Source organism: Nocardiopsis sp. iso_25, from assembly GCF_056173305.1.
This window is the reverse complement of record NZ_CM149667.1, coordinates 1,077,761-1,100,238: the sequence shown is the minus strand read 5'-3', so window position 1 is coordinate 1,100,238 and position 22,478 is coordinate 1,077,761. Positions and strand designations below refer to the sequence as shown.

Below are 22,478 nucleotides of genomic sequence, written 5' to 3'. Positions count from 1 at the left end.
GCGTCCCCGTCCGGGTCAGTCGGCCCGGCCCTCCTTCGCGGCGAGTACCGCCTTGCGGTGCTCGCCGCAGAGCTTGTCGGCGTGCCGGACCGGCTCGGGCACGCGGTACTTGGGCGAGAGCCGCAGCACCAGTTCGGCCGCGCCCTCCAGGTCCACCCGGTGGCCGACGGACACGTAGACGGGCTTGACCCCCCTGCGGGTGCGCAGCACGCGTCCGATCACCTCCTTGCCCTGGTCGGCCAGCGCGAAGGAGTCGGGGACCACCTCCGAGCGCCCGGCCACCATGGGCGTCCACGACCCCCGTTCCTCACCGGGCACGCTGTGCCTGCCGAACAGCACCGACTTGGCCGACCCCACCACCGGCAGGTCCAGGAGCACCCCCAGGTGGCAGGCGACCCCGAAGCGGCGGGGGTGCGCCAGGCCGAAGCCGTCGCACAGGTACACGTCCGGGGTCACCTTGAGCTGTCCCAGCGCCTCCAGGACCGGCGGGGACTCGCGGAACCCGAACAGCCCCGAGATGTAGGGGAAGGACGGCTCCGAGGAGATGGCGACGGACTCGACCACCTCCAGGGTCCGCACGTCCATGACCACGGCCGCCGCGGAGAGCGCCGTGTTGTCCGTGGCGTAGCTGACGTCCAGCCCGGCCACCAGCCGCACCGCGTCCACGTCCAACGGCTCCACGCGGACCCGGTCGGCGAGCCCGCGCTGGAGCGCGACGGCCTCCTTGGGGTCGCCGGGCCAGTTCTCCGGGTCGTCCAGGACCCTCGCGACCCGCTCGGAGATCTCCGACATCCCGATACTCCCGTTCGTTCGGTGGTACGCGTCCTCCCATCCAATCCCACTACCCGGTCGCGCGCGGTGCACGGGGGAGGGCGGCGGCGCTGTGCGACACTCCACAGCTCCCGGTGCCCGGAGGAGGCGTATGCGCGCTGTACGGTGGTTTCCGCAGTTTTGAACTGACTGGTCAGTTCAAAAACGGAAGGGGACCGAGGGATGCGACGGGCGACCGGAGCTCGTGTACAGGCCGAGGGCGTCGGGCTCGCCACCCGGGAGGGCCCCGTGTACACGGGCGTGGGGTTCACGGCCCGGCCGGGCACGCTCACCGTCTTCCGGGCCGACTCGGGGGGCGGGCGCAGTGCCCTGCTGCTCACCCTGACCGGCCGGATGCGCCCCTCGGAGGGAACGCTGTACGTGGACGGCCACGCCCTGCCCCGGCACGCGCGCCGGGTCCGCCGGATCAGCGCGCTCGGGCTGATGGACGAGGTCAACCCACTGGACGAGCGGCTCCGGGTCCGCGAGCACCTGTCCGAGGGGCTGCTGCTGCGCATGCGCCCCGCCGCGCGGAGCCTGGCCGACGAGGCCATGGAGGCCGCGGGACTGGGCGGGCTGGACCGCCGGTCGCTGGTGCGGGAGCTGTCCATGATCGAACGGCGCCGCCTCGGGCTGGCCCTGGCCCTGCTGGCCGAACCCCGGCTGCTGGCCGTCGACGACGTCGACGGCGGCCTGGAACCCGGGCACCAGGCCGACCTGTGGCGCACCCTCAAGGCGCTGGCGGACGACGGGTTGACGGTGGTCGCCACCTGCGCCGACTCCGGCGAGCTGGCCGGGGTGGCCGGGCCGGACACCCGGGGGCCGATCCCGCTGCGCCAGGACGCGGGCGTCCCGTCCGGCTCCGCCGCCGGGGAGCCGTCCGCCTCCGGGACCGCGGACGCGGGCTCCGCGGGCGGCGCGTCCGCCGCGGGACCGGGCGCCGCCGGGCTCCGCGGGCGGCACCGCCGCCACGTCGGCCTGGACATCCTGCGCGGCGGCCGGAAGGAGGGCGGGGACCGTGGCCCGGCTTAGGCGTTCGCGCCCGCTCGTGCGCCCCCTGGCGGTGCCCCGGCTCGGGCTGCTGACCGTGCGCTCCTTCCTGCGCTCGCCGCTGCCCGCCGCCGCGCTGGCCGCCCTCCTGCTCATCCCCCTGCTCTACTCGGGGATGTACCTGTGGTCGTTCTGGGACCCGTTCGGCCGGATGGAGCGCCTGCCGGTCGCCCTCGTCAACGAGGACGAACCGGTCGAGGCCGGGGGCCGCGAGGTCGACGCCGGGGGCGAGCTCACCGACACCCTCCTGGAGCGGGGGGACCTGGACTGGCACCCGGTGAGCGCCCGGGAGGCCGCGCGCGGTGTCGCCGACGGCACCTACTACGTCTCCCTGACCATCCCCTCCGACTTCAGCGCCGACCTGACCTCCCCCTCCCGCGACCGGGAGTCCCCCGCCCCGGCGACCCTGGAGGCGCACTACAACGACTCCAACAGCTTCATCGTCCGCCAGCTGGCCGGAAGCGCGTTCCGCGAGATCCAGGAGGCCGCCGCGGCGTCGGCGGTCAACGGCTACCTGGACCAGATCTTCCTCGGGTTCAACGAGATCCACGGCAGGACGGAGGAGGCCGCCGAGGGGGCCGACGAGCTGTCCGGCGGCGCGGACGAGGCCGAGGAGGGGTCCTCGGAGCTGTCCGGGGGCGTGGGCGGGGCGCACACGGGCGCCGGGGAGCTCAGCGGCGGCCTCGACCAGCTGTACTCCGGTTCGCAGGATCTGGCCGACGGAGCCGCGACCGCCTCCGAGGAGGTCTCGGCCCAGGTGGACGAGCTCGACGCGCTGGCCGACGAGTGGCTGCCCCGGCTGGAGGAGGACATCCCCTCCCTCCAGGAGCACGCCGGGAACGCCGCCGAGGTCACCGCGGCCCTGTCCGCGGCCCTGGAGGAGCTGCCGGAGGTCGACACCGGGGCCCCGGAGGAGGTGGACGGGCGCCTGGCGTCCTACCTGGAGGAACACCCCGGGCTGGAGACCGAGGACCCCGACCTGTACGCCCTGCTGTGCGACCTCAAGGCGGCCCTGGATGTCGCCGGGTCGGCGGCCGGGTTCGTCGAGGACAACCGCGACGCGATCACCGCGACCGCCGAGGACGCGGCCGCGCTGAGCGCGGAGGCCGCCGCGCTCTCGGAGGACCTTCCCGCGATGGTGGAGAAGGCGGAGGACGCCCGGGAACGGGCAGACGAGCTGGACGAGGGCCTGGCCGAGCTGGCCGAGGGGTCCGCGCTGCTGCGCGACGGGCTGGCGGAGTCCGCCGACGGCGCCGGTGACCTCGACGAGGGGCTGGGCGAGCTCAGCGGCGGCGCCGACGAGCTGCACTCGGGCCTGGAGGAGCTGGCCTCGGGCTCCGACGAGCTCGCCCGGGGACTCGACGAGGGCGCGGACCGGGTTCCCACCTACTCCGAGCGGGGGCGCGACGACGCCTCCTCGACGATGAGCCGTCCGGTGCGGCTGGACAGCGCCGTCTCCAACGAGGCGCCCGACTACGGGACGGGGTTCACGCCGTTCTTCGTGCCGCTGTCGCTGTGGGTGGGCGCGATGGTGGTGTTCATGGTGCTGCCCGCGCTGTCCTCGCGGGCCCTGGCCTCCTCGGCCCCCTCCTGGCGGGTGGCGCTGGCCGGGCGGGTCGCCCCGCTCCTGCTCGGCGTCGGCCAGGTGCTGGTCATGATGGCCGCCCTGCACCTGCTGCTGGGCCTGGAGGCGGGGAACTGGCCGCTGCTGATCGCCTTCCTGGTGCTGACCGCCGCCGCGTTCGCCGCGACGGTGCAGTACCTGAACGTGGCCTTCGGCGCGGCGGGGCGGGTGGTGGCGCTGGCGCTGCTGGTGCTCCAGCTGACCTCGGCGGGCGGAACGTACCCGATCGAGACCAGCCCGGCCTTCTTCCAGGCCGTGGGGCCGTTCCTGCCGCTGCACTGGGGCGTGACCGCGCTGCGCCACATGATCGGCGGCGGTGACCCGGACCTGGTCCTGACGGCGTTCGGGGTGATGGCGCTGTGGCTGGTGGTGCCTTTGCTGCTCACCTGGTGGACGGTGGAACGCAAGCGCGTGTGGACGATGGGTGCGCTCCACCCGGCGCTGAAGCTGTGACGCGGGCCGGGGTGAGGACATGGCGCGTCGTGTACGAGTATGGGCGAGAATGGAACGGATGAGTGCGAGCACGTCCGACCGCCCCGTGAGCGGCCGCCGCGAGGCCACCCGGCGGCGCCTGTTCGAGGCCGCGGTCACGCTGATCTCCGAGCAGGGGTACGGCGCGACGACCGTGGACGAGATCGCCGAGCGCGCCGGGGTGGCCAAGGGCACCGTCTACTACAACTTCGGCGGCAAGGGCGAGCTGTACGCGGCGCTGATGGAGTGGGGCGTGACCCGGCTGGCCGGTACCCTCAAGGGCGCGGTGCCCCCTCCCGGGGCCGGCGCCGCCCCCCGCGAGGCGCTCGCCGCCGTGCTGCGCGCCGGGGTGGAGTTCATCGGCGAGCACGAGTCCCTGGCCCGCCTGCTCATGGCGGAGGCCTGGCGGACCAACCGGGCCTGGTACGCCACGGTCCTCCAGATCCGCACCGAGGCGATCGGGGTCATCACCGGCCTGCTGGACGACCTGGCCTCGGAGGGGTCGCTGCGACCGGACCTGGACACCGGCCTGGCCGGGTCCGCCCTGTTCGGCATGGTGGTGACGGTGGCACTGGACTGGCGCACGCTCCAGCCCGGGCGTCCCGTCGAGGAGGTCCACACGGCGCTGGCCCGCATGGTCGGCGGCCTGGTCGGCCCCGCCGCTTCCCCCGACCGCACGAGCACCCCGGACACCTGAGAGGACGTACCGCGCGATGGCCACCCTCTATCCCCTGATCCCGCTCCTGGCCGGGGTGGTCATGCTCTGGGCGGTCACACGTGACACGCGCCTGGAACTGCGGCTGCGCCGCCACGGGATGCGCGCCAAGGCACGTGTGATCGGCTACCACGAGACCTCCACGGCCTCCCGGATGATCGTGCAGTTCCGTACCGAGGACGGGCACGAGGTGCACGCCGAGCACGAGAACACCGGGTGGACGGCCTCCCGCGCCGGGGAGATCGTGACCGTCGCCTACGACCCCGACACGCCAGAGCGGGCCCGGATCGTGTCCGCGCCCTGGCTGTCGCACTACGTGCGGGTGCTGTTCGGCGGCCTGGGCGCGATCCTGGTGTTCACGGGGCTGCTGCTGGGCTACCTGGCCTGGCGCTGACGGTCTCCCCGCGCGGGGCGGAGTAGCGGACCAGGCGCGAGGGCAGGGCGCCGTCCAGGGTGGCGCGGGTGCGCACGCGCACCCCGCACAGCAGGTCGGCCACGCCCGCGCCGTCGGGCCGGACCAGGGCGCTGCTGGCGTGCGCCGCGGCCACGGCGAGCGCGTACCAGGGCAGGCCCAGGGCCACGAGGACGACGACGGGGCCCTGGAGCAGGCAGGTGCGCGCCAGGACCCGCCGGCGGGCCGCCGGGGCCGGGTACCCGCGTTCGCACAGCGCCAGCCGCACCGAGGCGGCGCCGGGGGTGGCGCGGTCGCGGCGCGTCAGGGAGGGGACCAGGGCCAGGGCCCCGCCCAGGCACAGCAGAGCGGTCGTGCGCGCCCCGGTTCCCGGCCCAGAGGCGCCGAGCGCCTGCGCGCAGACGGCGAGGGCTGCCGCGCCGAACCACCACAGGCCCAGGTCGAGCAGGACCCCGGTGAGCCTGCGCACCGGTCCGGGCACGGCTCGGTCCGCGACGGCCGCGGGCCAGCCGCGGGCGTACCCGGGCGGGAGCGCCCACCGTGCGAGCAGCCAGCCGAGCAGGGTCGCGGCCGCACCCCAGGCCACGAGCCCCGCCGGGGCACCGGCGTAGGCGCACGGGTACAGGCCCAGGAGCCCGGTGGCGCGGACGGTGACCACGGCCGCGGCCAGGGCCGCACCCAGCAGCACGGTGAGCGCGGCGCCCCGGCGGAAGCGGTGCCGGGCCAGCAGCCCGACCGCCAGGAACAGGGCGAGGACTCCGGCCTCCCCGGGCTCGGGCAGGAGTTCCCGGCCGGACCGGCCGCCGCCGAGGGGGTCCGCGCACAGGCCGTCGGCGGAGGCTGGCAGCGGCCAGACCGCGTACGCCGCCAGGCCGACGCCCGTGGCCAGGGCGGCCGCGGTGCACAGGCCCGGCCAGCCGTGCGGGCGGCCGTAGCGGCGGTACTGCAGGCGCAGGTAGAGCGCCGCCGCGCAGACCACCAGCAGCGGAACCCCCGCGACCGCGGCCTCCACGGCGAGCGGTCCCCCGCCCAGCGGCTGGCCCATGCGCATCCTCCCGTCACGCGGTGTCCCCTCTTCGGCACGCAACGCTAGTACGCGCGGCGCCGGAGCGCGGGTCGAACGCGGACATTCGCGGCGGCGGCCGGGTCCGGGGAGGGCGGATCCGGTCACCCGGAGCAGGACTTGCCATACTCTCCGCCATATGTGACCTTTGCCCTATTGTCACAAGGCTTCACAGGAGGAAACACCCCTACCGCCCACCCGAGAGGTGGACATTCTCGTCTCCCATGGCAGACTGCCCCCACCACCCGGATATTTCAGCGTTTCACCGGCGAGGTACGATCCCCCACGCCGAAATGCCGCGTTTGTGGTTACCCTGCGGTACGTCCCGTGTCGAGAACCCCCACGGACACAGCCCGCAGGACACGGGACCGCGCACAGGCGGACCGGGACGCGCCGACTCCCCCGGCGGCCCCCACCCCCACAAGACCCCCGGACGCGGATCGACAGGAGAACCGTGCAGGCAGTACCCGAGCGACGCGGTCGGAGCATCACCTCCCGCATCCGCGCAATGGTCATGATCCCCACCACAGCCCTGGTGGTGCTCTGGCTGGCCCTGACCGTGGCCCTGGCCGGGGACGCGGTCGTCCAGCGCCTCCGTGCCAACGCCACCGACGACCTGGTCGCCCCGGCGGCGATCGGCCTCGTGGACGTGATGCGGGAGCGGACGCAGACGATCGCCCTCATCGAGAACCCGGGGGACGCGGAGATCGAGGGCCAGCTGGCCGAGGCCCGCGAGAGCACCGACGGCTCCCTGGGCGCGGTCGTGGGCGAGCTCGTCGGCTTCGCCGACATCGCCCCCGGCGAGAGCGGCCACCACATCGAGATGCTGCACATGCAGTACGGCGAGATCGACGCGATCCGCGCGGCGGTGGACGCGGGCGAGGCCTCCCGCGCCGACGTCCTGGACTACTACAACGAGCTGATCCTGCACGGCGCGGACAGCTTCGACAGCCAGACCCGCGCGGGCAGCGACGGGAACGGCGCGGTCAGCCCGAGCTTCACCGCGACCTACATGTTCCGCACGGTCGACCTGTTCGCGCGGTCCGACGCCCAGATCGCCCACGCCTTCGCCACCGACGAGCTGTCCCTGGAGGACCAGCGCCAGTTCACCGAGCTGGTCGGCTCCTACGAGAGCATGCTCGCCGCCAACGGCCACTACCTGGAGGGCGAGGGCCAGGAGGCCCGGCTGGAGAACCTGCTGGCGAGCCAGGAGTACGCCGACCTCCAGCGTATGCAGGACGAGATCATCGACCGCCAGGTGGGCACCGAGACGGTCACCGACCCGGTGACCCTGGCGGTCAGCGAGGTCCAGGACCTGTCCATGCCGGTGGACCGCGCCGCGTGGGACGAGGCCTACGACCACGTCCTGTCCGAGCTCACCGCGATCGGCGCGGACGAGGCCCTGTACGCCGCGGACGTCACCCTCGCCGAGGCCAACCGGGCCCTGGTCGTCGCCGTGGCGGGCAGCCTCGGCGTCGCCGCCGTCATCGGGTTCGCGTTCCTGCTGGCCCGCCGCTCCTCCAACGTGCTCACCGAGCGTCTGCTGCGCCTGCGCGACGACTCCAACGACCTGTCGGAGAACCGCCTGCCCGCCCTCATGCGCCGCCTGCACGAGGGCGAACGCGTGGACACCGAGGCGGCCCTGCCCGCGCTGACCGCCAGCGACGACGAACTCGGCGACGTGGCCAGGGCGTTCAACACCGCCCAGCGCGCGGCCGTCAACGCGGCGGTGCAGCAGACCGAGCTGCGTCAGGGCGTCAACCGCGTCTTCCTCAACATCGCGCACCGCAGCCAGACGCTGGTCCACCGCCAGCTGCGCCTGCTGGACCGGATGGAGCGCGAGCAGGAGGACCCCGAGCAGCTGGCCCAGCTGTTCAAGCTCGACCACCTGGCCACCCGCTCCCGCCGCAACGCCGAGAACCTGCTCATCCTGGGCGGCGAGGCGCCGGGCCGCACCTGGCACCGTCCCATGCCGCTGATCGACGTGCTGCGCGGCGCCATCTCCGAGTCGGGCGACTACACCCGCGTCAAGCGCGAGCGGATCGCCCGCGTGCACCTCAACGGCCCGGCCGTGGCCGACGTCATCCACCTGGTCGCCGAGCTGGTCGACAACGCCGCGATGTTCTCCCCGCCGCACACCCACGTGCGCCTGAGCAGCGAGGACGTGCCCAACGGCGTGACGGTCGAGATCGAGGACCGGGGCCTGGGCATGACCGAGAGCGAGTTCGCCTCGGCGAACGCGCTGCTGTCCAGCCCGCCCGAGTTCGACGTGATGCGCCTCAACGAGAAGATGCGCCTCGGCCTGTTCGTGGTCTCGCACCTGGCCCACCGCCACGGCATCCGCGTGCACCTGCGCCCGTCGCCGTACGGGGGCGTGCAGGCCATCGTCCTGCTGCCGCACGAGCTGATCTCCGGCGACCGCTCCCCGCTGCCCTCCGAGGAGAGCGGCGAGCAGGTGTGGGACGTGCGCGAGATCCTGGACCGCACGCCCGGCGGCGAGCTGTCGTCCGGCAGGCGCGTCAAGCCCGTGCTGACCTCGGTGTCCGCGCCGAAGGAGGAGGCCCCCGCCCGGGAGGACGAGGACTCCGCGGACACCGCCGGGAGCGAGGGGGAGGGCACCGAGGCCGCCGAGGCCCCGGCCGGCGGCGCGGACCTCCTCGACGCGGACGGCGACCGCCCCGCGCTGCCCACCCGGACGCCGCTGCCCACCCGGACCCCGTCCGTCAGCGCGGTCCCCGACCCCGAACCCTCCGCCGACGCCGAACCGCCCGCCATGGTCGAGGCGGGCGGGGGACGGCCGCCGCTGCCCAAGCGGCGGCCCCAGGAGAACCTGGCTCCGCAGCTGGCCGCCGACCCCGCGGCCGACACCCGGAGCGGCCCCGCGACGGCGGGCGCGTCCTCCCCCAACGGGGCCCAGGACGGCCAGGAGCGTCTGGCGCGCCTGCGCCGGAACATGTCCGCGTTCCAGAAGGGCACGGACCGCGGACGGCGCGAAGGCAAGCAGCAGACCAACGACATCGACAAGGACGCGTAACCGTGACGAGTACTCCCGAAAGCGCCCAGCGTGACAGTGGAAGCGGCGCGGGCAAGAAGGACATCGACTGGCTGCTGGACGAGCTGCTCGACCGCGCGGTGGGCTCCCGCCACGCGATCGTGCTCTCCGCCGACGGGCTGCTGATCGGCCGCTCCCGTGAGCTGGTCAAGGAGGACGCCGAGCACCTGTCCGCGGTGGCGTCCGCGTTCCAGAGCCTGGCCCGGGGCACCGGCCGCCACTTCGGCGGGGGCGAGGTGCTCCAGACGGTCGTGGAGATGGAGAGCGCGTACCTGTTCGTCACCGGTGCCGGCCGGGGGGCCTGCCTGGCGGTCCTGGCCGAGGAGAGCGCCGACGTCGGCCTCATCGCCTACGAGATGAACGTCCTGGTCGAGCAGGTGGGCCGTTATCTGGACGCCGCGCCCAGACGCGAGGGCGCTTCCGGGGAAGCCAGGCGATAGGGGACGCCATGCAAGCGCACAACGAGTTGCCGCCCGAGGAGGATCCGCACGGCCTGCCCCAGAGGGACGCGGTCGGCGGGTACGACGAGGGCGCCGCGGTCGGACAGCAGGACGCCGGACCGCTGGTACGGCCGTACGTGATCGCGCAGGGGCGCGACCACGCCGACACCGTGCAGCTGGACATGATCAGCGTCGTGATCGCGGCCAAGCGGGCCGAGGTCGACGAGATGGCGCTGGAGCCGGAGCAGATACGCATCCTGGAGCTGTGCCGACGGCCCCTGTCGGTCGCCGAGGTGTCCGCGCACCTGGACATCCCGGTGGCCGTCGTCAAGGTCCTGCTCAGCGACCTGCTCAACCGCGGCCTCGCCTTGGCCCGCGCCCCCTACACAGCGAAGAGCCCGGTCAGCCGGGACGTACTCCAGGCGGTTCTCGATGGCATCCAGCGACTCTGACGACACGCAGGCCCCCGTTCCGGCGGCGCTCAAGATCCTCGTGGCGGGGGGTTTCGGGGCCGGTAAGACCACGATGGTCGGATCGGTCAGCGAGATCGCTCCGCTGAGCACCGAGGAGGTGATGACCGAGGCCAGCTACGGGATCGACGACCTGTCGGGCGTGGAGGCCAAGACGACCACGACCGTGGCGCTGGACTTCGGCCGCATCACCATCAACGAACACCTGGTGCTGTACCTGTTCGGGACCCCGGGCCAGGAGCGGTTCTGGTTCATGTGGGAGGAGCTGTCCGAGGGGGCGCTGGGCGCGGTGGTCATCGCCGACACCCGCCGCCTGGAGACGTGCTTCGCCGCTGTGGACTTCTTCGAGCGGCGCGGCGTGCCGTTCGTGGTGGCGGTGAACTGCTTCGAGGGCGCCCACCGGTACGAGCCCGAGGAGGTCCGCGCCGCGCTGAGCCTGGACCCCGCGATCCCCGTCGTGCTGTGCGACGCGCGTGAGCGCGAGTCGGCCAAGGCGGTGCTGGTGACGCTGGTGAACCGGGTGGCCGAGCGGATGGCCGCCTGAGTCCGTTCCGGGAGAGGGGCGGGGGACCGGGTCCCCCACCCCTCTCGTGTCATCCGCCGGGGACGAACCCGGGGGTTTCGGACGCTCTGTCGGGTTGCGGACACGCTCGGAGACCCGGAGCCGGTGTACACAAGGGGCTTCCAGGTAAAGTGCGCCCCGTGGAGCGCCGCGGGCGTGCCACACCCGCAGACTACGGCCCCGTCCGACGGGCCCGGACGAAGGTGACTGGAGTTGCCCATGAAGCGGTTCGAGTGGCGCGACCGGATCCATGCCCTGGACGCTGAGGACGACTGTGAGCAGATCGTGCGCATCCTCGGCGGCCACGAGTTCCCGTGGGACATCGAACAGGCCCTGGGCCTGGCCCTGTACCGCACCTACGCCGTGCCCGGCGTCGGCGAGCTGCTGGCGCACACGCGCGAGTTCACCGAGCGCACGCAGCACCGCTACGACGACACGGCGCTGATCCTCAACGACATCATGGAGCACGGATTCGGTCCGGGCCGCGGCCGCGACGCGCTGCGCCGGATGAACCAGATGCACCGCTCCTACGACATCAGCAACGACGACTACCGCTACGTGCTCAGCACGTTCGTGGTCATGCCGGTGCGCTGGATCAACGACCACGGCTACGGCTGGCGCAGGCTGAGCGACCACGAGATCGCCGCCAACACCAACTACTACCGCAAGCTCGGCAGGCACATGGGGATCAAGGACATCCCCGGGGACTACGCCGGGTTCCTCGAACTCTTCGACTCCTACGAGCGCGAGCACTTCGCCTACACCGAGGGCGGCCGGGCCGTCTCCGACGCCACCCTGGGGCTGATGGTGTCCTTCTACCCGGCCTGGCAGCGGCCCCTGGTCCGCCCCTTCACCAAGGCCCTGCTCGACGACCGGCTCATCCAGGCCTTCGGCTACCCCGAGCCCTCGGCCGCCTGGCGGCGGCTGAGCGCGGGCGCGCTGAGGCTGCGCGCCCGCGTGGTGCGCCTGATGCCGCCGCGCCGGGAACCGCGGTGGGCCAGGATGAGCCCCAACATCCGCAGCTACCCCCGGGGCTACGAACCGTCCCGGATCGGCACCTTCCCCCAGGGCTGCCCGGTCCCGCACGGCATGGTGACCCGCGAGGTCGCCGCCACGGGCGCCCGCGTGCCCGCGCCGGATCAGGCGGTCGCACCGACCTCCGGGGAGACGCACAGCGGGGCGCCCGCGCCGACCTCCGAGGAGGACGCGCAGAGGTAGCGGCCTCCCGGGCCCCGCACGTCCCCCGAGTCCCGTCTCACGCGAGCCCTTCGCGCCCCGACCCCCGTCCCCCGTCCCCCGTCCCCCGTCCCCCGTCCCGAACGATCCCTCTCCCCGAAGGAACCGCGAATGAAGCGTTTCGACCTCAGAGACGAGATCCACCACCTGGACCACGAGGCCGACTGCGTACGGATCATGCAGATCCTCAACGCCCAGGAGTTCCCCTGGGACATGGGCCGGGCGCTGGGCATCGCCCTGTACCGCACCTACGCCGTGCCCAGCATCGGCGGACTCCTGGGCCGGACCGACGAGTTCACCGGCAGCACCCAGAAACGCTACGACGACACCGCGCTGATCCTCAACAACATGATGCGGTACGGGTTCGAGCCCGGGCAGGGCCGCGACGCGCTGCGCCGGATGAACCAGATGCACCGCTCCTACGACATCAGCAACGACGACTACCGCTACGTGCTCAGCACGTTCGTGGTCATGCCGGTGCGCTGGATCAACGACCACGGCTACGGCTGGCGCAGGCTGAGCGAGCACGAGATCTCGGCGATCACGCACTACTACCGCAGGCTCGGCCGGTACATGGGGATCAAGGACATCCCCGAGAGCTACGCACAGTTCCGGGAACTCCTCGACTCCTACGAGCGCGAGCACTTCGCCTACACCGAGGGCGGCCGGGCCGTCTCCGACGCCACCCTCGACCTGATGGTGTCCTTCTACCCGCGGCGCGTGTCCGGGCCGGCCCGGAAGTTCTCCATGGCGATCCTGGACGAGTCGCTCATCGAGACCTTCCGCTACGAGCCGCCCAGCAGGGCGTGGCGGCTGGCGGCGCACCTGGCGCTGAGGCTGCGGGCCCTGGTGGTGCGCCGGATGAAGCCGCGCGAGGAGCCGCTGTGGGCGGAGGACAACCCGAACATCCGCAGTTACCCCGAGGGGTACGACGTCAACCGGATCGGCACCTTCCCGGCGGGCTGCCCCGTGGCGCACGACGTGGACCCGGTGGCGCACGAGGAGCTGTACGGCGAGGGCGGCGGGACGGGCGGCGCGGCTCCCGAGGTCCGGGAGGCCCCGGGGGCGGCACGGCCCTCCGCGACGCCGGAGACCGCGGAGCCCTCCCCGGCCGCGCGGACCCGGGAGGCTCCGGCGACCGCCGCCGAGGCCTCCGCGGACGGGCGCGCGTGACCGCCGCGCCCGCCGCCCGGAGCACGGTCGGCGGGCCGGGCGCTCCGCTGCCCCGTTCGGTGCACGCCTGGTACGGCAGCGGCGCGGTGGCCACGGGGATCTTCAACACGGTGCCCGGGCTGTTGTTCCTGATCGGTTTCGATGCAGCGCAGACCCCGTCCTTCAGAGCGGGGTAAACCGCTCCCCGCCACATTGTCGTAGGGCCCGACTACGGTGTGTGCTGGTTCTTCGAGGGGAGGTGTTTTCTCATCATGTTGACGGGATTTCGGTACCGGCTCGCGCTCACTGACGAGCAGGCCGAGTCGTGTCAGGTCTATGGCGATATCTGTCGGGCGGTGTGGAACACCGGCCTGCACCAGCGCCGTGAGGCCGTGTCCCGTTGGCGGCGCGGCCAGCGCCTGCCCTACTGCGGCTACCACCTCCAAGCCCGAGAGCTCGCCGAGGCCAAGACCGAGGAGACCTGGCTGAAGGCCGCCCCCTCCCACATCCTCCAGCAGACCCTGCGCGACCTGGACCGGGCCTGCCGGGAGCACGGCACGTTCAAGGTGCGGTGGCGTGCCAAGGACCGGTGGAAGCCCTCCTTCCGCTTCCCCGACGGTGGGCGGATGAGCATTCAACGCCTGAGCCGCAAATGGGGGCGCATCAAGCTGCCCAAGCTGGGATGGGTACGGTTCCGCTGGTCACGCGCGCCCCGGGGCACGGTCCGCTCCGCGACCATCTCGCGGGACGGGGCCCACTGGTACGTGTCGCTGCTGTGCGAGGACGGTCAGACCACACCGCAGGCGCATGAGCGCCCCGGCAGCACGGTGGGCATCGACCGGGGTGTGGCGGTGGCGGTGGCCACCTCCGACGGCGACCTGCTCGACCAGGTGTTCCAAACCCCGAAGGAGGCCGAGCGCGAACGCCGCCTTCGCCGACGCCTGTCCCGCCAACGCCGGGGGTCGAACAACCGGGCCAGAACCAAGGCCGCCCTGTGCGCGTTGACCGGGCGGGTGCGGGCTCGGCGCGCCGATTTCGCCGCCCGGACCGCGCACGTGGTGTGTGCCAAGAACGCGGTCGTGGTGCTGGAGAAGCTCAAGACCAAGAACATGACCGCCTCGGCCAAAGGCACCGTCGACGCGCCGGGCGTTAACGTGCGCCAGAAGGCGGGGTTGAACCGGGCGATCCTGGCCAAGGGATGGCACGGGTTCACGCTCGCCTGTCAGAACGCGGCCCGGCGCACCGGTACCCGAATCGTGGAAGTTGATCCTGCGTACACCTCGCAGACCTGTCACTCGTGCGCATACGTCGCGGCGGAGAACCGAGAGAGCCAATCGGTCTTCTGCTGCGGTAGGTGCGGGCACACAGCTCATGCGGACGTGAACGCGGCCCAGAACATTCTCACGCGCGGATGGACTAGCCCTTCGGGGTGAACCGTGCCAGCCTGCCGAGACCTCTGGGATGCCATGTCGATGAAGCAGGAACCAGCTGCGGCCGCGAGGCACTCAGCGCCGACCGTACCGCAAGGCCCGGTCGGAATCTCCCTCGTTCACGAAGGAGAGGAAGTCAAGCTGTGCTGCCTGGTGCGGCTTCAGCGATTCAGGCGGCGCCACAGCGGGCGCGGGAGCAGCCGCATCCCCGCGAAGAGCGGCTGGAGCACGCGCGGCGCCCACACGGTGGCGGCCCCCGAGCGCAGCCCGGCCGACACCGCGTCCGCGACCTGGCCCGGCGTGGCCGGGAAGGGGGCGGGCGCCACGTGCGCCGACATCCGCGTCGGCACGTAGCCCGGCCTCACCACCAGCACCCGCGCGCCGGACCCGTGCAGGGAGTCGGCCAGGCCCTGCGCGAAGCCGTCCAGGCCCGCCTTCGCCGACCCGTACACGAAGTTGAACCTGCGCACCCGCACCCCCGCCACGGACGAGAGCACCACGAGCGTCCCGTGGCCCTGCTCGCGCAGGCGGGCGGCCACGGCCAGGTCGGCGGACACGTGCCCGGTGTAGTTGACGGCGGCGGCGCGGGCGGCGGCGGCCGGGTCGGCCTCGTACTCGGACTGCTCGCCCAGCACCCCGAACGCGTCCACCACCACGTCCAGGTCGCCCACCAACTCCACCGCGGCCGCGACGGTGCCGGTGTGGGTGTCGGGCAGACCGGCGTCGAAGTCCACCGAGTGCGTCCGCGCCCCGAGCGCGGTGAGCGCGCCCGGCGGGGAGGGCACCCCGCCCCGGGCGGCCAGCACCACCTCGCGGGCGCCCTCGCGGACCAGCCGTTCGACGATGGCCAGACCGATCTCGCTGCGGCCGCCGAGCAGCAGCACGCTCCGCACCGCTCCCACCGAGTCGCGCACGGCTGTCCCTGCCTTTCCGGAGTGTGGGTCCCCGGGTGCCGGGGACGGCCGTCATCGTGCCACCGAAGGGCCGCGCTGTCACAGCAGCCGCAGTCGGCGGGCCAGGTCCGAGACCAGGACCCCGTCCGGGTCGGCCCGCTCGCGCACCCGGCGCCACGCGGGCAGACCCGGGTACATGGCGTGCACGGCCTCGGGGCTGGCACGGCTGTCCTTGGCCAGGTACAGGCGGCCCCCCGCGTCGGCCACGCGCTCGTCGAAGCGGTGCAGCAGGGGGCCGAGTCCGGGCAGGTCGGCGGGCAGGTCCACGGCCAGCGACCACCCCGGCCGGGGGAAGGAGAGCGGTCCCGGTGTGGGCCGCCCCATCCTCTTGAGGACCGCCAGGAAGGAGGGCGCGCGCCTGCGCGACAGCTCCCCGGCGATCCACGCGAGGACGTCCTCCGCGCCGAAGGGCACCACGAACTGGTACTGCACCGCGCCGTGCCTGCCGTACAGCCGGTTCCACCCGTCGAGCGCGTCCAGCGGGTGGAAGTAGCCGCCCACCGTCTGGATCCGGCCGCGCCGCCTCCCGGGCGCGCGGCCGTGTTCGAGCGCGTTGAACGCGCCGACGGTCCACCGGTTCAGGGTGGCCGTCGGCGGGGTCAGGGGCGGCACGGGCAGGCTCGTGCTCCGGTACCGCAGCGGGTCGCTGCGCAGCGGTCCCGGGATGTCGCCGGGCTCGGCGTGGTGGGCGCGGGTGACCACGCCCCGGCCCAGGCCGCGCCCGCGGGCGAACAGGTCCAGCCAGGCCACCGAGTACCGGTGGCCGGGGCGCGCCATCAGCTCCAGGGTGGCCTCCAGGTCCGGCGTCCGGTCGGCGTCCACCCGCATGTACGCGGTCCGGACCGGGACCACGCCCAGGGTGGCCTCGGTGACCACCCCGGTCAGGCCCATGCCGCCGACGGTCGCCCAGAACAGGTCGGGGTCGCCGCCGGGTTCCGGTCCCAGGCGGCGCGTGCGCCCGTCCGGGGTGACCAGGGTGAGGGAGCGCAGGTGCGCGCCCAGGGAGGAGTCGGTGTGGTGGTTCTTGCCGTGGACGTCGGCGGCGACCGCCCCGCCCAGGGTCACGCGGCGGGTCCCGGGGGTGACGGGGACGAAGAGGCCGCGGGGCAGCAGGCGGGCGAGCAGGGCGTCCACGCTGGTGCCCGCGGGGGCGGTGACCTCGCCGCGCTCGGCGTCCACGCGCACGGGGCCGGTGAGCCCGGTGCAGTCCAGCACCAGGCCCCCGGCGTCCTGGGCGGCGTCGCCGTAGGAGCGGCCGAGCCCGCGCGGCAGCGCCCCGCGCTCCCCCGCCCGGGCGAGCGCCTCGGCGACCTGGGCGGGCGTGCGGGGGCGCACGACGCGGGCGGCCGTGGGCGCGGTGCGCCCCCACCCGCGCAGGAGGGTCGGCCGGTCCGGGGGCGGGTTCACAGGTGGATCCCCGCCGCGACCAGGACCGCGAGTCCGCAGAGGATGAGCTGGAGGGGCCGGTCGCGCAGGGCGATCTCCTCGGGCTCCTCCCCCACGCCCCGGTCCACGAGCAGGTTGTAGCGCAGGACGAACATGATGAACGGCACGATACTCAGTGCGTGGAAGAGCGTCCTGGGCCCGTCGCCCGGTTCCAGCGCCCACAGGCAGTAGGTGACGATCATGGCGCCCGAGGCCATGGTGCGGGTCTGGGAGAGGTAGGCGGTGCTGTAGCCGCGCAGGGCGGGTCGGACGGCGGCCGCCGCGGCGGCGGGTCCCCCGGGGGCGTCGCCGGGCGCGGCGGCCCCGTCGCCGGACGCGCCGGTCGCACGCAGTTCCGCCTCGCGCTTGCCGACCACCACCAGCAGGGCGGCCAGGGACACCACGATCACGAACCACGATGTCAGCGGCACGCCGACGGCCACCCCGCCCGCCACCGCGCGCAGCACGTGGCAGGCCGCGACCGCGACCAGGTCGCACACCACCAGGTCCCGCAGGTAGCGGGTGTAGACGAGCGTGAGCAGCACGTACCCGGCGACCAGCGCGGACAGCGCGGGATCGCCCAGCGCCAGGGAGGCCAGCGGCGCGGCGGCGCTGAGCGCGGTCCCGACCGCGACGGCCACGGGGACGGGGAGCGCGCCGGAGGCCACCGGGCGGTGGCGCTTGCGCGGGTGCGCGCGGTCGCGCCGGGCGTCGTGGACGTCGTTGAGCAGGTAGGTGCCGCTGGCGGCCGCGCAGAACAGGGCGAACACCGCGGCGCTGGTCAGCAGCGCCCCGGTCTGCGTCAGGGCCCCGGCCGCGGCGGGCGCGGCCAGGACGAGGAGGTTCTTGAGCCACTGCCGGGGGCGGCACGCGCGGACCAGCGCGCCGAGCGTCCCCCCGTCGCCGCGCGGCGCCCCGGCCGCCGCCGGTTCCGTGGCCCGCGTCCTCTCCGTCACCGCGGCCGGAGGGCGCCGGGCCGCACGCCGACGCGCCCGGTCGGGCGTGTCGGCGAGGGGCGGGTGCGGGGGTCAGTGGTGGTGGTCACGACGGCGGCCCGTGACGAACAGGACGACCGCGACGCCGATGAAACCGACACCGGCGACGAGGCAGACGACGGGCAGGGTGGTCTGGAGGAGGGGCAGCACGGTGCGTCCCTGCTCGGAGTTGGCGACCGCGTTCTGGACGGACTCGTCGTTGGAGACGAGTTCGGCGTCGAACAGCGTCAGGACCTCCTCGCCGTCCACGACGACGACGCGGTTCTGGTCCTCGCCGATCTTGAGGGGGGAGCCGGTGACGGGCTCGATCCAGTAGGTGCGGGTGATGGAGAAGACCTCGTCGCCGGTGACGTCGCCCTCGCCCTCCATCCCGGCGACCGAGCGGGGCAGGGTGCGCTCGCCGATGACCTCGTCCTCGACCTCCTGGACGAACTTGTAGGCCTCGACGCCCCCGACCTCCTCGGTCCCCTGGAACTCCATGGGGACGACCTCCCGCGCGGTGGTCTCGTAGAAGTCGTAGTCGCGCTGCTCGGTGAAGAAGGGGAACTTCCAGGCCTGGCCGCTCTGGGCGACGGACTCGTCGTTGACCATGGAGTCGCAGCAGTCGACCGCCTCCCCGGTGACGCGGTCGTGCCCGGCGCGGCGGCTGCTGGAGGTGATGCCGAAGTCGGTCTCGGCGTCCCTGACCCAGGTGAACTGATCCCACACCACCGTCTCGTCGGTGCTGGAGGCCACGTCCGCGCGGATGGTCGAACGCGCCTCCAGGGTGGCGTCCTCGACGAGTTCGACGTCCTCGATGTTGAAGTAGGTGGCCCCGTCGGCCTCGAGGACCGTTTCGCTGTAGTAGTCCAGAGGGGTCTTCATCAGGGAACTCGACAGCCACGTGCGCATCATGGGGGCAAAGGCGAGGAAGAAGACCCCAAACGCGACGAGAACGACCGCAACGGTACGGCGCATGTGCCCTCCTGGGCGTATGAGAGTCCAGATCTGGAACTGGGTCTAGTGGAACTAGGTTCAGTTCCGGGTAGAGTACTGCCCAGTAGCGAACGACGTCACCAGGGCGTGTCGAAATTTTTATAACGCGTTCTAGTGCTACACGTTCTGCCCTTTCCCCGTCCTGGAAGGCCCATGGCGCCCACCTCCTCCTCCGCGCCCGGGGACCCCGCCGCCGGTGCCCACTCCGCCGGCGCGCGCACCCCCGACCCCTCGCTGCTGCTGCCGCAGGTCGACGGCCGCCACGAGGCCCTCGACGGCGTCCGCGCCCTGGCCGCCCTGATGGTCCTGGTGTTCCACGTGGCCACCGAGACCGGCGACTCCCTGGCGCCGGGGGTGATGGGCGGCCTGCTGTCCGCCTTCGACGTGGCCGTGCCGCTGTTCTTCGCGCTTTCGGGCGTGCTGCTGTACCGGCCCTGGGCCCGCGCGGCCCTGGACGGGGTGCGCGGGCCGCGCGCCCGCCCCTACCTGTGGCGCCGCGCCGTGCGGGTCCTGCCCGCCTACTGGCTGGTGGCCGTGACGGCTCTGCTCGTCTACTCCCGGGACGAACTCGGCTCGCTGCGGTACTGGTGGGAGGTCCTGACCCTCACCTTCCCCTTCAACACCGACCCGCCGTGGGTGGGCACCGGCCCCTACGGCCTCGGCCAGATGTGGAGCCTGTCGGTGGAGGTCAGCTTCTACCTGCTGCTCCCGCTGTTCGGGCTGTTCCTGGCCCTGTGGGCGCGCGGCGGCCGGAGCGTGGACGCGCGGGGCCGGCGGCTGCTCGCGGGGCTGGGGGTGATGGCGCTGCTGGGCCTGGCCGCGCTGGTCCCGCAGTTCTATCCCGAGCCCCGCGAGTACATGCACGCCTGGCTGCCCCGGACCGCGGGCCTGTTCGCCGCCGGTATGGCGCTGGCCGTGCTCTCGGAGTGGGCCTGGCGCGAACCCGGCGCCGACGGCCCGGTGCGCCGCCTGTGCCGGACCCTGGGCTCCTCCCCCGGGGTGTGCTGGCTGGTCGCGGGCGGGTTCTTCGCTCTGAAGGCCACCGAGGCCTCCGGCGGGCGTTTCATCGGCTCGGGCGACATCTGGACCTCGGCCGTGGACTCGCTGGCCGGGATCGGGGTCGCGTTCTTCCTGATCGCCCCGTGCGCGCTGGCGCCGCGCCCGGCGGGGCCTCCCCTGCCGCTGCGGGAGGCGCGGGCCTGGCGCGGGGGCCGGTGGCTGGACTCACTGTTGCGGCACCGGGTGTGCCAGTTCCTGGGGCGGGTCTCCTACGGCGTGTTCCTGTGGCAGTTCATGGTGCTCTACCTGTGGCGCGACTTCACCGGCCAGGAGATCTTCACCGGGTCGTTCTGGCTGGACGCGGTGCCGGTGACGATCGGGACCGTGCTGCTGGCCGCCGCGAGCCACCGGTGGGTGGAGGAGCCCAGCCGCCGCTGGTCCCACCGCCTCTCCCGCGGGCGGGCTCGGAGCGCCTAGCTCCCAGCCCGGTCGTCATCCTCGGGCGCCCACGGGTTGCCCTCCACCGTCGGCGCCATGCCGCCCACCGACACCCAGTCCAGGCACAGCCCGCCCCGGTCCTCGGGGTCCTCGGGCACGAACACCGACAGCTGCTCACCGGAGGCGCCCGCGGGCACGTACCAGGTGCCGTTCTCCTCGGCGGCGGGCAGCTCGACCTCGATCCAGTCGTCGCCCAGTGCCACCACCACGCCGACGTCCTCCTCGGCCGTGTAGCCGAGCGTGACGACCTGGGCGACGCCGCCGTGCGCCTCCACCGGCCAGGACACCAGCCCCTCCCAGGGCTCCAGGCACTCGTCCGCGGGCCCGGGGGCGAACATGTCGCTGTCGTCGGAGGGCCGCGCCGGGACCAGGAACCCGGCGTCGTTGAACACGTACGCGGTGGCGGCCTCCTCGGGCACGGCCATCCGCTCGGCCACGTCGTCCGACGCCAGCGGCGGCAGCACCCAGGAGCTCAGGCGGCGCTGGCCGTTCCACTCCAGGACCACGTCCTCGGGGACCGGGCGCGCGTACAGGCCGCCCTCCTCCGGGACGTCCGCCAGCGCCGTGCGCACCGTGTCCAGGTACCACTGGAGGCGGTCGCCGCTCAGGGTCTGGGCGTAGGCGTGGGTGGAGTACCCGGCGGCCACCGCGTACACCGCCGTCGCCAGCGCGGCCGCGACCCGGGCGGCGCGCCGGGGCCGCACGCGGTAGGGCTCTCCGTCCGCCGGGGCCGACGAGGCCCCGCCGACCAGGGCGCGCGCCCGCTCCTCCCTGGTGGGCAGGTAGGCCAGGGCCAGGCACAGGGCGAACACCAGCGCCGCGTCCGCCACGTACCGGGGGTCGGCGGCGGCCACGTCCTGGAACCGGCCGCGCGCGATGATCGTCGGGACGACGTCCACGACCACCAGGTAGGCCAGCAGCAAAGCCCAGGCCCGCCACGCCCCGCGCCGCATCCGCAGGCTGACCAGCACGATCACGGAGAAGACCGCCCAGGCGGCCAGCACGGTCACGCCCGGCACGTCGACCAGGCCGCCGGTCGGGGTGACCGGGCCCCACTCCAGGGGCCCGCCCAGCGCGCCGACCGGGAACACCTCGGTGAGCAGCCCGCGCAGCATTGTCAGGGCGGGTTCGCTCTGGGGCACGCCCGCGCCCTCCCCGCCACCGGCCGCGCGCATCCGTACCAGGTAGAACGCCGCGTAGGCGGCGAACAGCGCGCCCATCGCCGCCCAGAACGGCCGGTGCAGGGCCCACGCCCGCCGGGTCCCGGCGACGAGCCCGCCGGGGTAGAGGTGGGCGACGGCCACGGCGAACAGCACCGGCGGCAGGAACATCGCCTTGACCGTGAACAGCATGCCGAACACGACGGCGCCGCCCGCCCGCCAGGCCAGCCGGTGGTCGTCCGTGCGCAGGTAGCGCACGGTCCACAGCACGGCGAGCACCAGGGCCAACTGGAGGGGGACCGCGTTGAGCGCCGCCGACCACCAGCCCAGCACGGGCACGGTCAGCGGGGCCAGCGCGTACACGGTCAGCGGGGCCAGCAGCGCCCATCGGCGGCCGAACAGCTCCCACACCAGGCGCAGGAACCCCACCAGCGCGGCGGCCTGGAGGGCGAGCATGGTACCCGCGCTGACCCACCACTCGTAGGGCCACAGGGCGGCCTGGAGGTAGACCAGGAACAGCGCCCCGGGCATCAGGTGGCCCTTGTGCAGGGTGAGCAGGTAGTCCGGCCCCAGTTCGCTGGCGTGGGCGTTGGCGAAGAAGAGGTAGTCGTCCTCCACGAAGTAGGACTCGCCCAGCACATAGACCCGCAGTCCCACTGCCCCCAGCACCACCAGCAGTCCCACCAGGACCAGGCGGTCGCGGGCGAGGCGGCGGGCGGCGGCCCACGCGGAGCGGAGCGTCCCGCCCGGGCCGGGGCCCTTCCCGCCGGGCTCCCGGACGGGGCGGCGTACCCTGGGTGCCCCGACCGGGCCGGGCCGCACGGCTTCGGCGCCCGGACCGTCGTGCCCGCGCGCGGTGGGGGGAACAGGCGGCATCGGCATCTCTCCCGCCGTAGTTGGCCGATCCGGAGAAGGGGTGCCAGAATACAACACGTTCCACTTTTTCCCTCGACCCTTGTCGCAGGCCACCCCGGCCTGGATGACCG

General features: G+C 73.6%; 19 protein-coding genes and 1 pseudogene. 13 read left to right on the top strand and 7 right to left on the bottom strand.

What is annotated here, in order from left to right; translation table 11 throughout:
• Positions 1-15 precede the first annotated feature (15 nt).
• Positions 16-792, bottom strand: coding sequence for an endonuclease V (locus AC0VX6_RS04990; protein ID WP_274976398.1), 777 nt, complete (start codon positions 790-792; stop codon positions 16-18).
• Positions 793-993: 201 nt separating this feature from the next.
• On the opposite strand from AC0VX6_RS04990, the gene AC0VX6_RS04985 reads away from it, so the two are divergent.
• From AC0VX6_RS04985 to AC0VX6_RS04970, 4 genes are read left to right on the top strand one after another with little or no spacing between them, the layout of a single operon-like run.
• A complete protein-coding gene (locus AC0VX6_RS04985; RefSeq protein ID WP_274976397.1) occupies positions 994-1,842 on the top strand; it encodes an ATP-binding cassette domain-containing protein in 849 nt (282 codons plus the stop codon).
• On the top strand, positions 1,829-3,937 hold the full coding sequence (locus AC0VX6_RS04980; protein ID WP_274976396.1) for a YhgE/Pip domain-containing protein: 2,109 nt from the start codon (positions 1,829-1,831) through the stop codon (positions 3,935-3,937). Before AC0VX6_RS04985 ends, AC0VX6_RS04980 begins: the two co-directional genes overlap by 14 nt.
• Before the next feature lie 49 nt (positions 3,938-3,986).
• On the top strand, positions 3,987-4,652 hold the full coding sequence (locus AC0VX6_RS04975; protein ID WP_274976395.1) for a TetR/AcrR family transcriptional regulator: 666 nt from the start codon (positions 3,987-3,989) through the stop codon (positions 4,650-4,652).
• A 16-nt stretch (positions 4,653-4,668) separates the two neighbouring features.
• The gene (locus tag AC0VX6_RS04970; protein ID WP_013151336.1) at positions 4,669-5,064 is read left to right on the top strand and encodes a DUF3592 domain-containing protein; all 396 of its coding nucleotides are present in this window, start codon (positions 4,669-4,671) and stop codon (positions 5,062-5,064) included.
• Here AC0VX6_RS04970 and AC0VX6_RS04965 read toward each other — a convergent pair.
• Positions 5,027-6,127, bottom strand: a complete 1,101-nt coding sequence (locus AC0VX6_RS04965) for an antibiotic resistance protein VanZ (RefSeq protein ID WP_274976394.1) — start codon at positions 6,125-6,127, stop codon at positions 5,027-5,029. The genes AC0VX6_RS04970 and AC0VX6_RS04965 overlap by 38 nt on opposite strands.
• 472 nt (positions 6,128-6,599) lie before the next feature.
• Between AC0VX6_RS04965 and AC0VX6_RS04960 the strand changes: the two genes are divergently transcribed.
• The 8 genes and pseudogenes from AC0VX6_RS04960 (at position 6,600) to AC0VX6_RS04925 (ending at position 14,490) form a co-directional block, all read left to right on the top strand.
• Positions 6,600-9,179: a sensor histidine kinase gene (locus tag AC0VX6_RS04960; protein WP_475467494.1), complete on the top strand. Its 2,580-nt coding sequence runs from the start codon at positions 6,600-6,602 to the stop codon at positions 9,177-9,179.
• A 2-nt stretch (positions 9,180-9,181) separates the two neighbouring features.
• A complete protein-coding gene (locus AC0VX6_RS04955; RefSeq protein ID WP_274976392.1) occupies positions 9,182-9,637 on the top strand; it encodes a roadblock/LC7 domain-containing protein in 456 nt (151 codons plus the stop codon).
• An 8-nt stretch (positions 9,638-9,645) separates the two neighbouring features.
• Positions 9,646-10,089 (top strand): DUF742 domain-containing protein, encoded by a 444-nt coding sequence (locus tag AC0VX6_RS04950; protein WP_212641354.1) that lies wholly within the window; start codon positions 9,646-9,648, stop codon positions 10,087-10,089.
• Positions 10,070-10,651: a GTP-binding protein gene (locus AC0VX6_RS04945; RefSeq protein ID WP_212641355.1), complete on the top strand. Its 582-nt coding sequence runs from the start codon at positions 10,070-10,072 to the stop codon at positions 10,649-10,651. The genes AC0VX6_RS04950 and AC0VX6_RS04945 overlap by 20 nt, the downstream gene beginning before the upstream one ends.
• A gap of 237 nt (positions 10,652-10,888) precedes the next feature.
• Positions 10,889-11,887, top strand: coding sequence for an oxygenase MpaB family protein (locus AC0VX6_RS04940; RefSeq protein ID WP_475467492.1), 999 nt, complete (start codon positions 10,889-10,891; stop codon positions 11,885-11,887).
• A 129-nt stretch (positions 11,888-12,016) separates the two neighbouring features.
• On the top strand, positions 12,017-13,078 hold the full coding sequence (locus AC0VX6_RS04935) for an oxygenase MpaB family protein (protein ID WP_475467491.1): 1,062 nt from the start codon (positions 12,017-12,019) through the stop codon (positions 13,076-13,078).
• Positions 13,075-13,212 (top strand): annotated as a pseudogene (locus AC0VX6_RS04930) (MFS transporter); the annotation flags it as partial. The gene AC0VX6_RS04935 and the pseudogene AC0VX6_RS04930, both read left to right, overlap by 4 nt.
• 117 nt (positions 13,213-13,329) lie before the next feature.
• A complete protein-coding gene (locus tag AC0VX6_RS04925; RefSeq protein ID WP_475467489.1) occupies positions 13,330-14,490 on the top strand; it encodes an RNA-guided endonuclease InsQ/TnpB family protein in 1,161 nt (386 codons plus the stop codon).
• A gap of 158 nt (positions 14,491-14,648) precedes the next feature.
• On the opposite strand, the gene AC0VX6_RS04920 is transcribed toward AC0VX6_RS04925, so the two are convergent.
• The 4 genes from AC0VX6_RS04920 to pgfA all read right to left on the bottom strand — a co-directional run bounded on the left by AC0VX6_RS04920 (position 14,649) and on the right by pgfA (position 18,817).
• Complete coding sequence (locus AC0VX6_RS04920; RefSeq protein WP_274976388.1) at positions 14,649-15,401, bottom strand: SDR family NAD(P)-dependent oxidoreductase; 753 nt, start codon at positions 15,399-15,401, stop codon at positions 14,649-14,651.
• 78 nt (positions 15,402-15,479) lie between these two features.
• The gene (locus AC0VX6_RS04915; protein WP_475467487.1) at positions 15,480-16,847 is read right to left on the bottom strand and encodes an FAD-binding oxidoreductase; all 1,368 of its coding nucleotides are present in this window, start codon (positions 16,845-16,847) and stop codon (positions 15,480-15,482) included.
• Positions 16,844-17,821 (bottom strand): decaprenyl-phosphate phosphoribosyltransferase, encoded by a 978-nt coding sequence (locus AC0VX6_RS04910; RefSeq protein ID WP_274976386.1) that lies wholly within the window; start codon positions 17,819-17,821, stop codon positions 16,844-16,846. The genes AC0VX6_RS04915 and AC0VX6_RS04910 overlap by 4 nt, the downstream gene beginning before the upstream one ends.
• A gap of 72 nt (positions 17,822-17,893) precedes the next feature.
• Positions 17,894-18,817, bottom strand: coding sequence for a cell envelope lipid trafficking protein PgfA (pgfA, locus tag AC0VX6_RS04905; RefSeq protein ID WP_444962603.1), 924 nt, complete (start codon positions 18,815-18,817; stop codon positions 17,894-17,896).
• A gap of 171 nt (positions 18,818-18,988) precedes the next feature.
• Here pgfA and AC0VX6_RS04900 point away from each other — a divergent pair, with 171 nt between their 5' ends.
• Positions 18,989-20,311 carry an acyltransferase family protein gene (locus AC0VX6_RS04900; RefSeq protein WP_274976384.1) on the top strand — a complete coding sequence of 441 codons (1,323 nt, stop codon included), beginning with the start codon at positions 18,989-18,991 and terminating at the stop codon, positions 20,309-20,311.
• On the opposite strand, the gene AC0VX6_RS04895 is transcribed toward AC0VX6_RS04900, so the two are convergent.
• Entirely contained in the window at positions 20,308-22,368 is a 2,061-nt protein-coding gene (locus tag AC0VX6_RS04895) for a hypothetical protein (RefSeq protein ID WP_475467485.1), read from the bottom strand. The two genes, AC0VX6_RS04900 and AC0VX6_RS04895, sit on opposite strands and share 4 nt — an antisense overlap.
• Between the last annotated feature and the right edge of the window lie 110 nt (positions 22,369-22,478).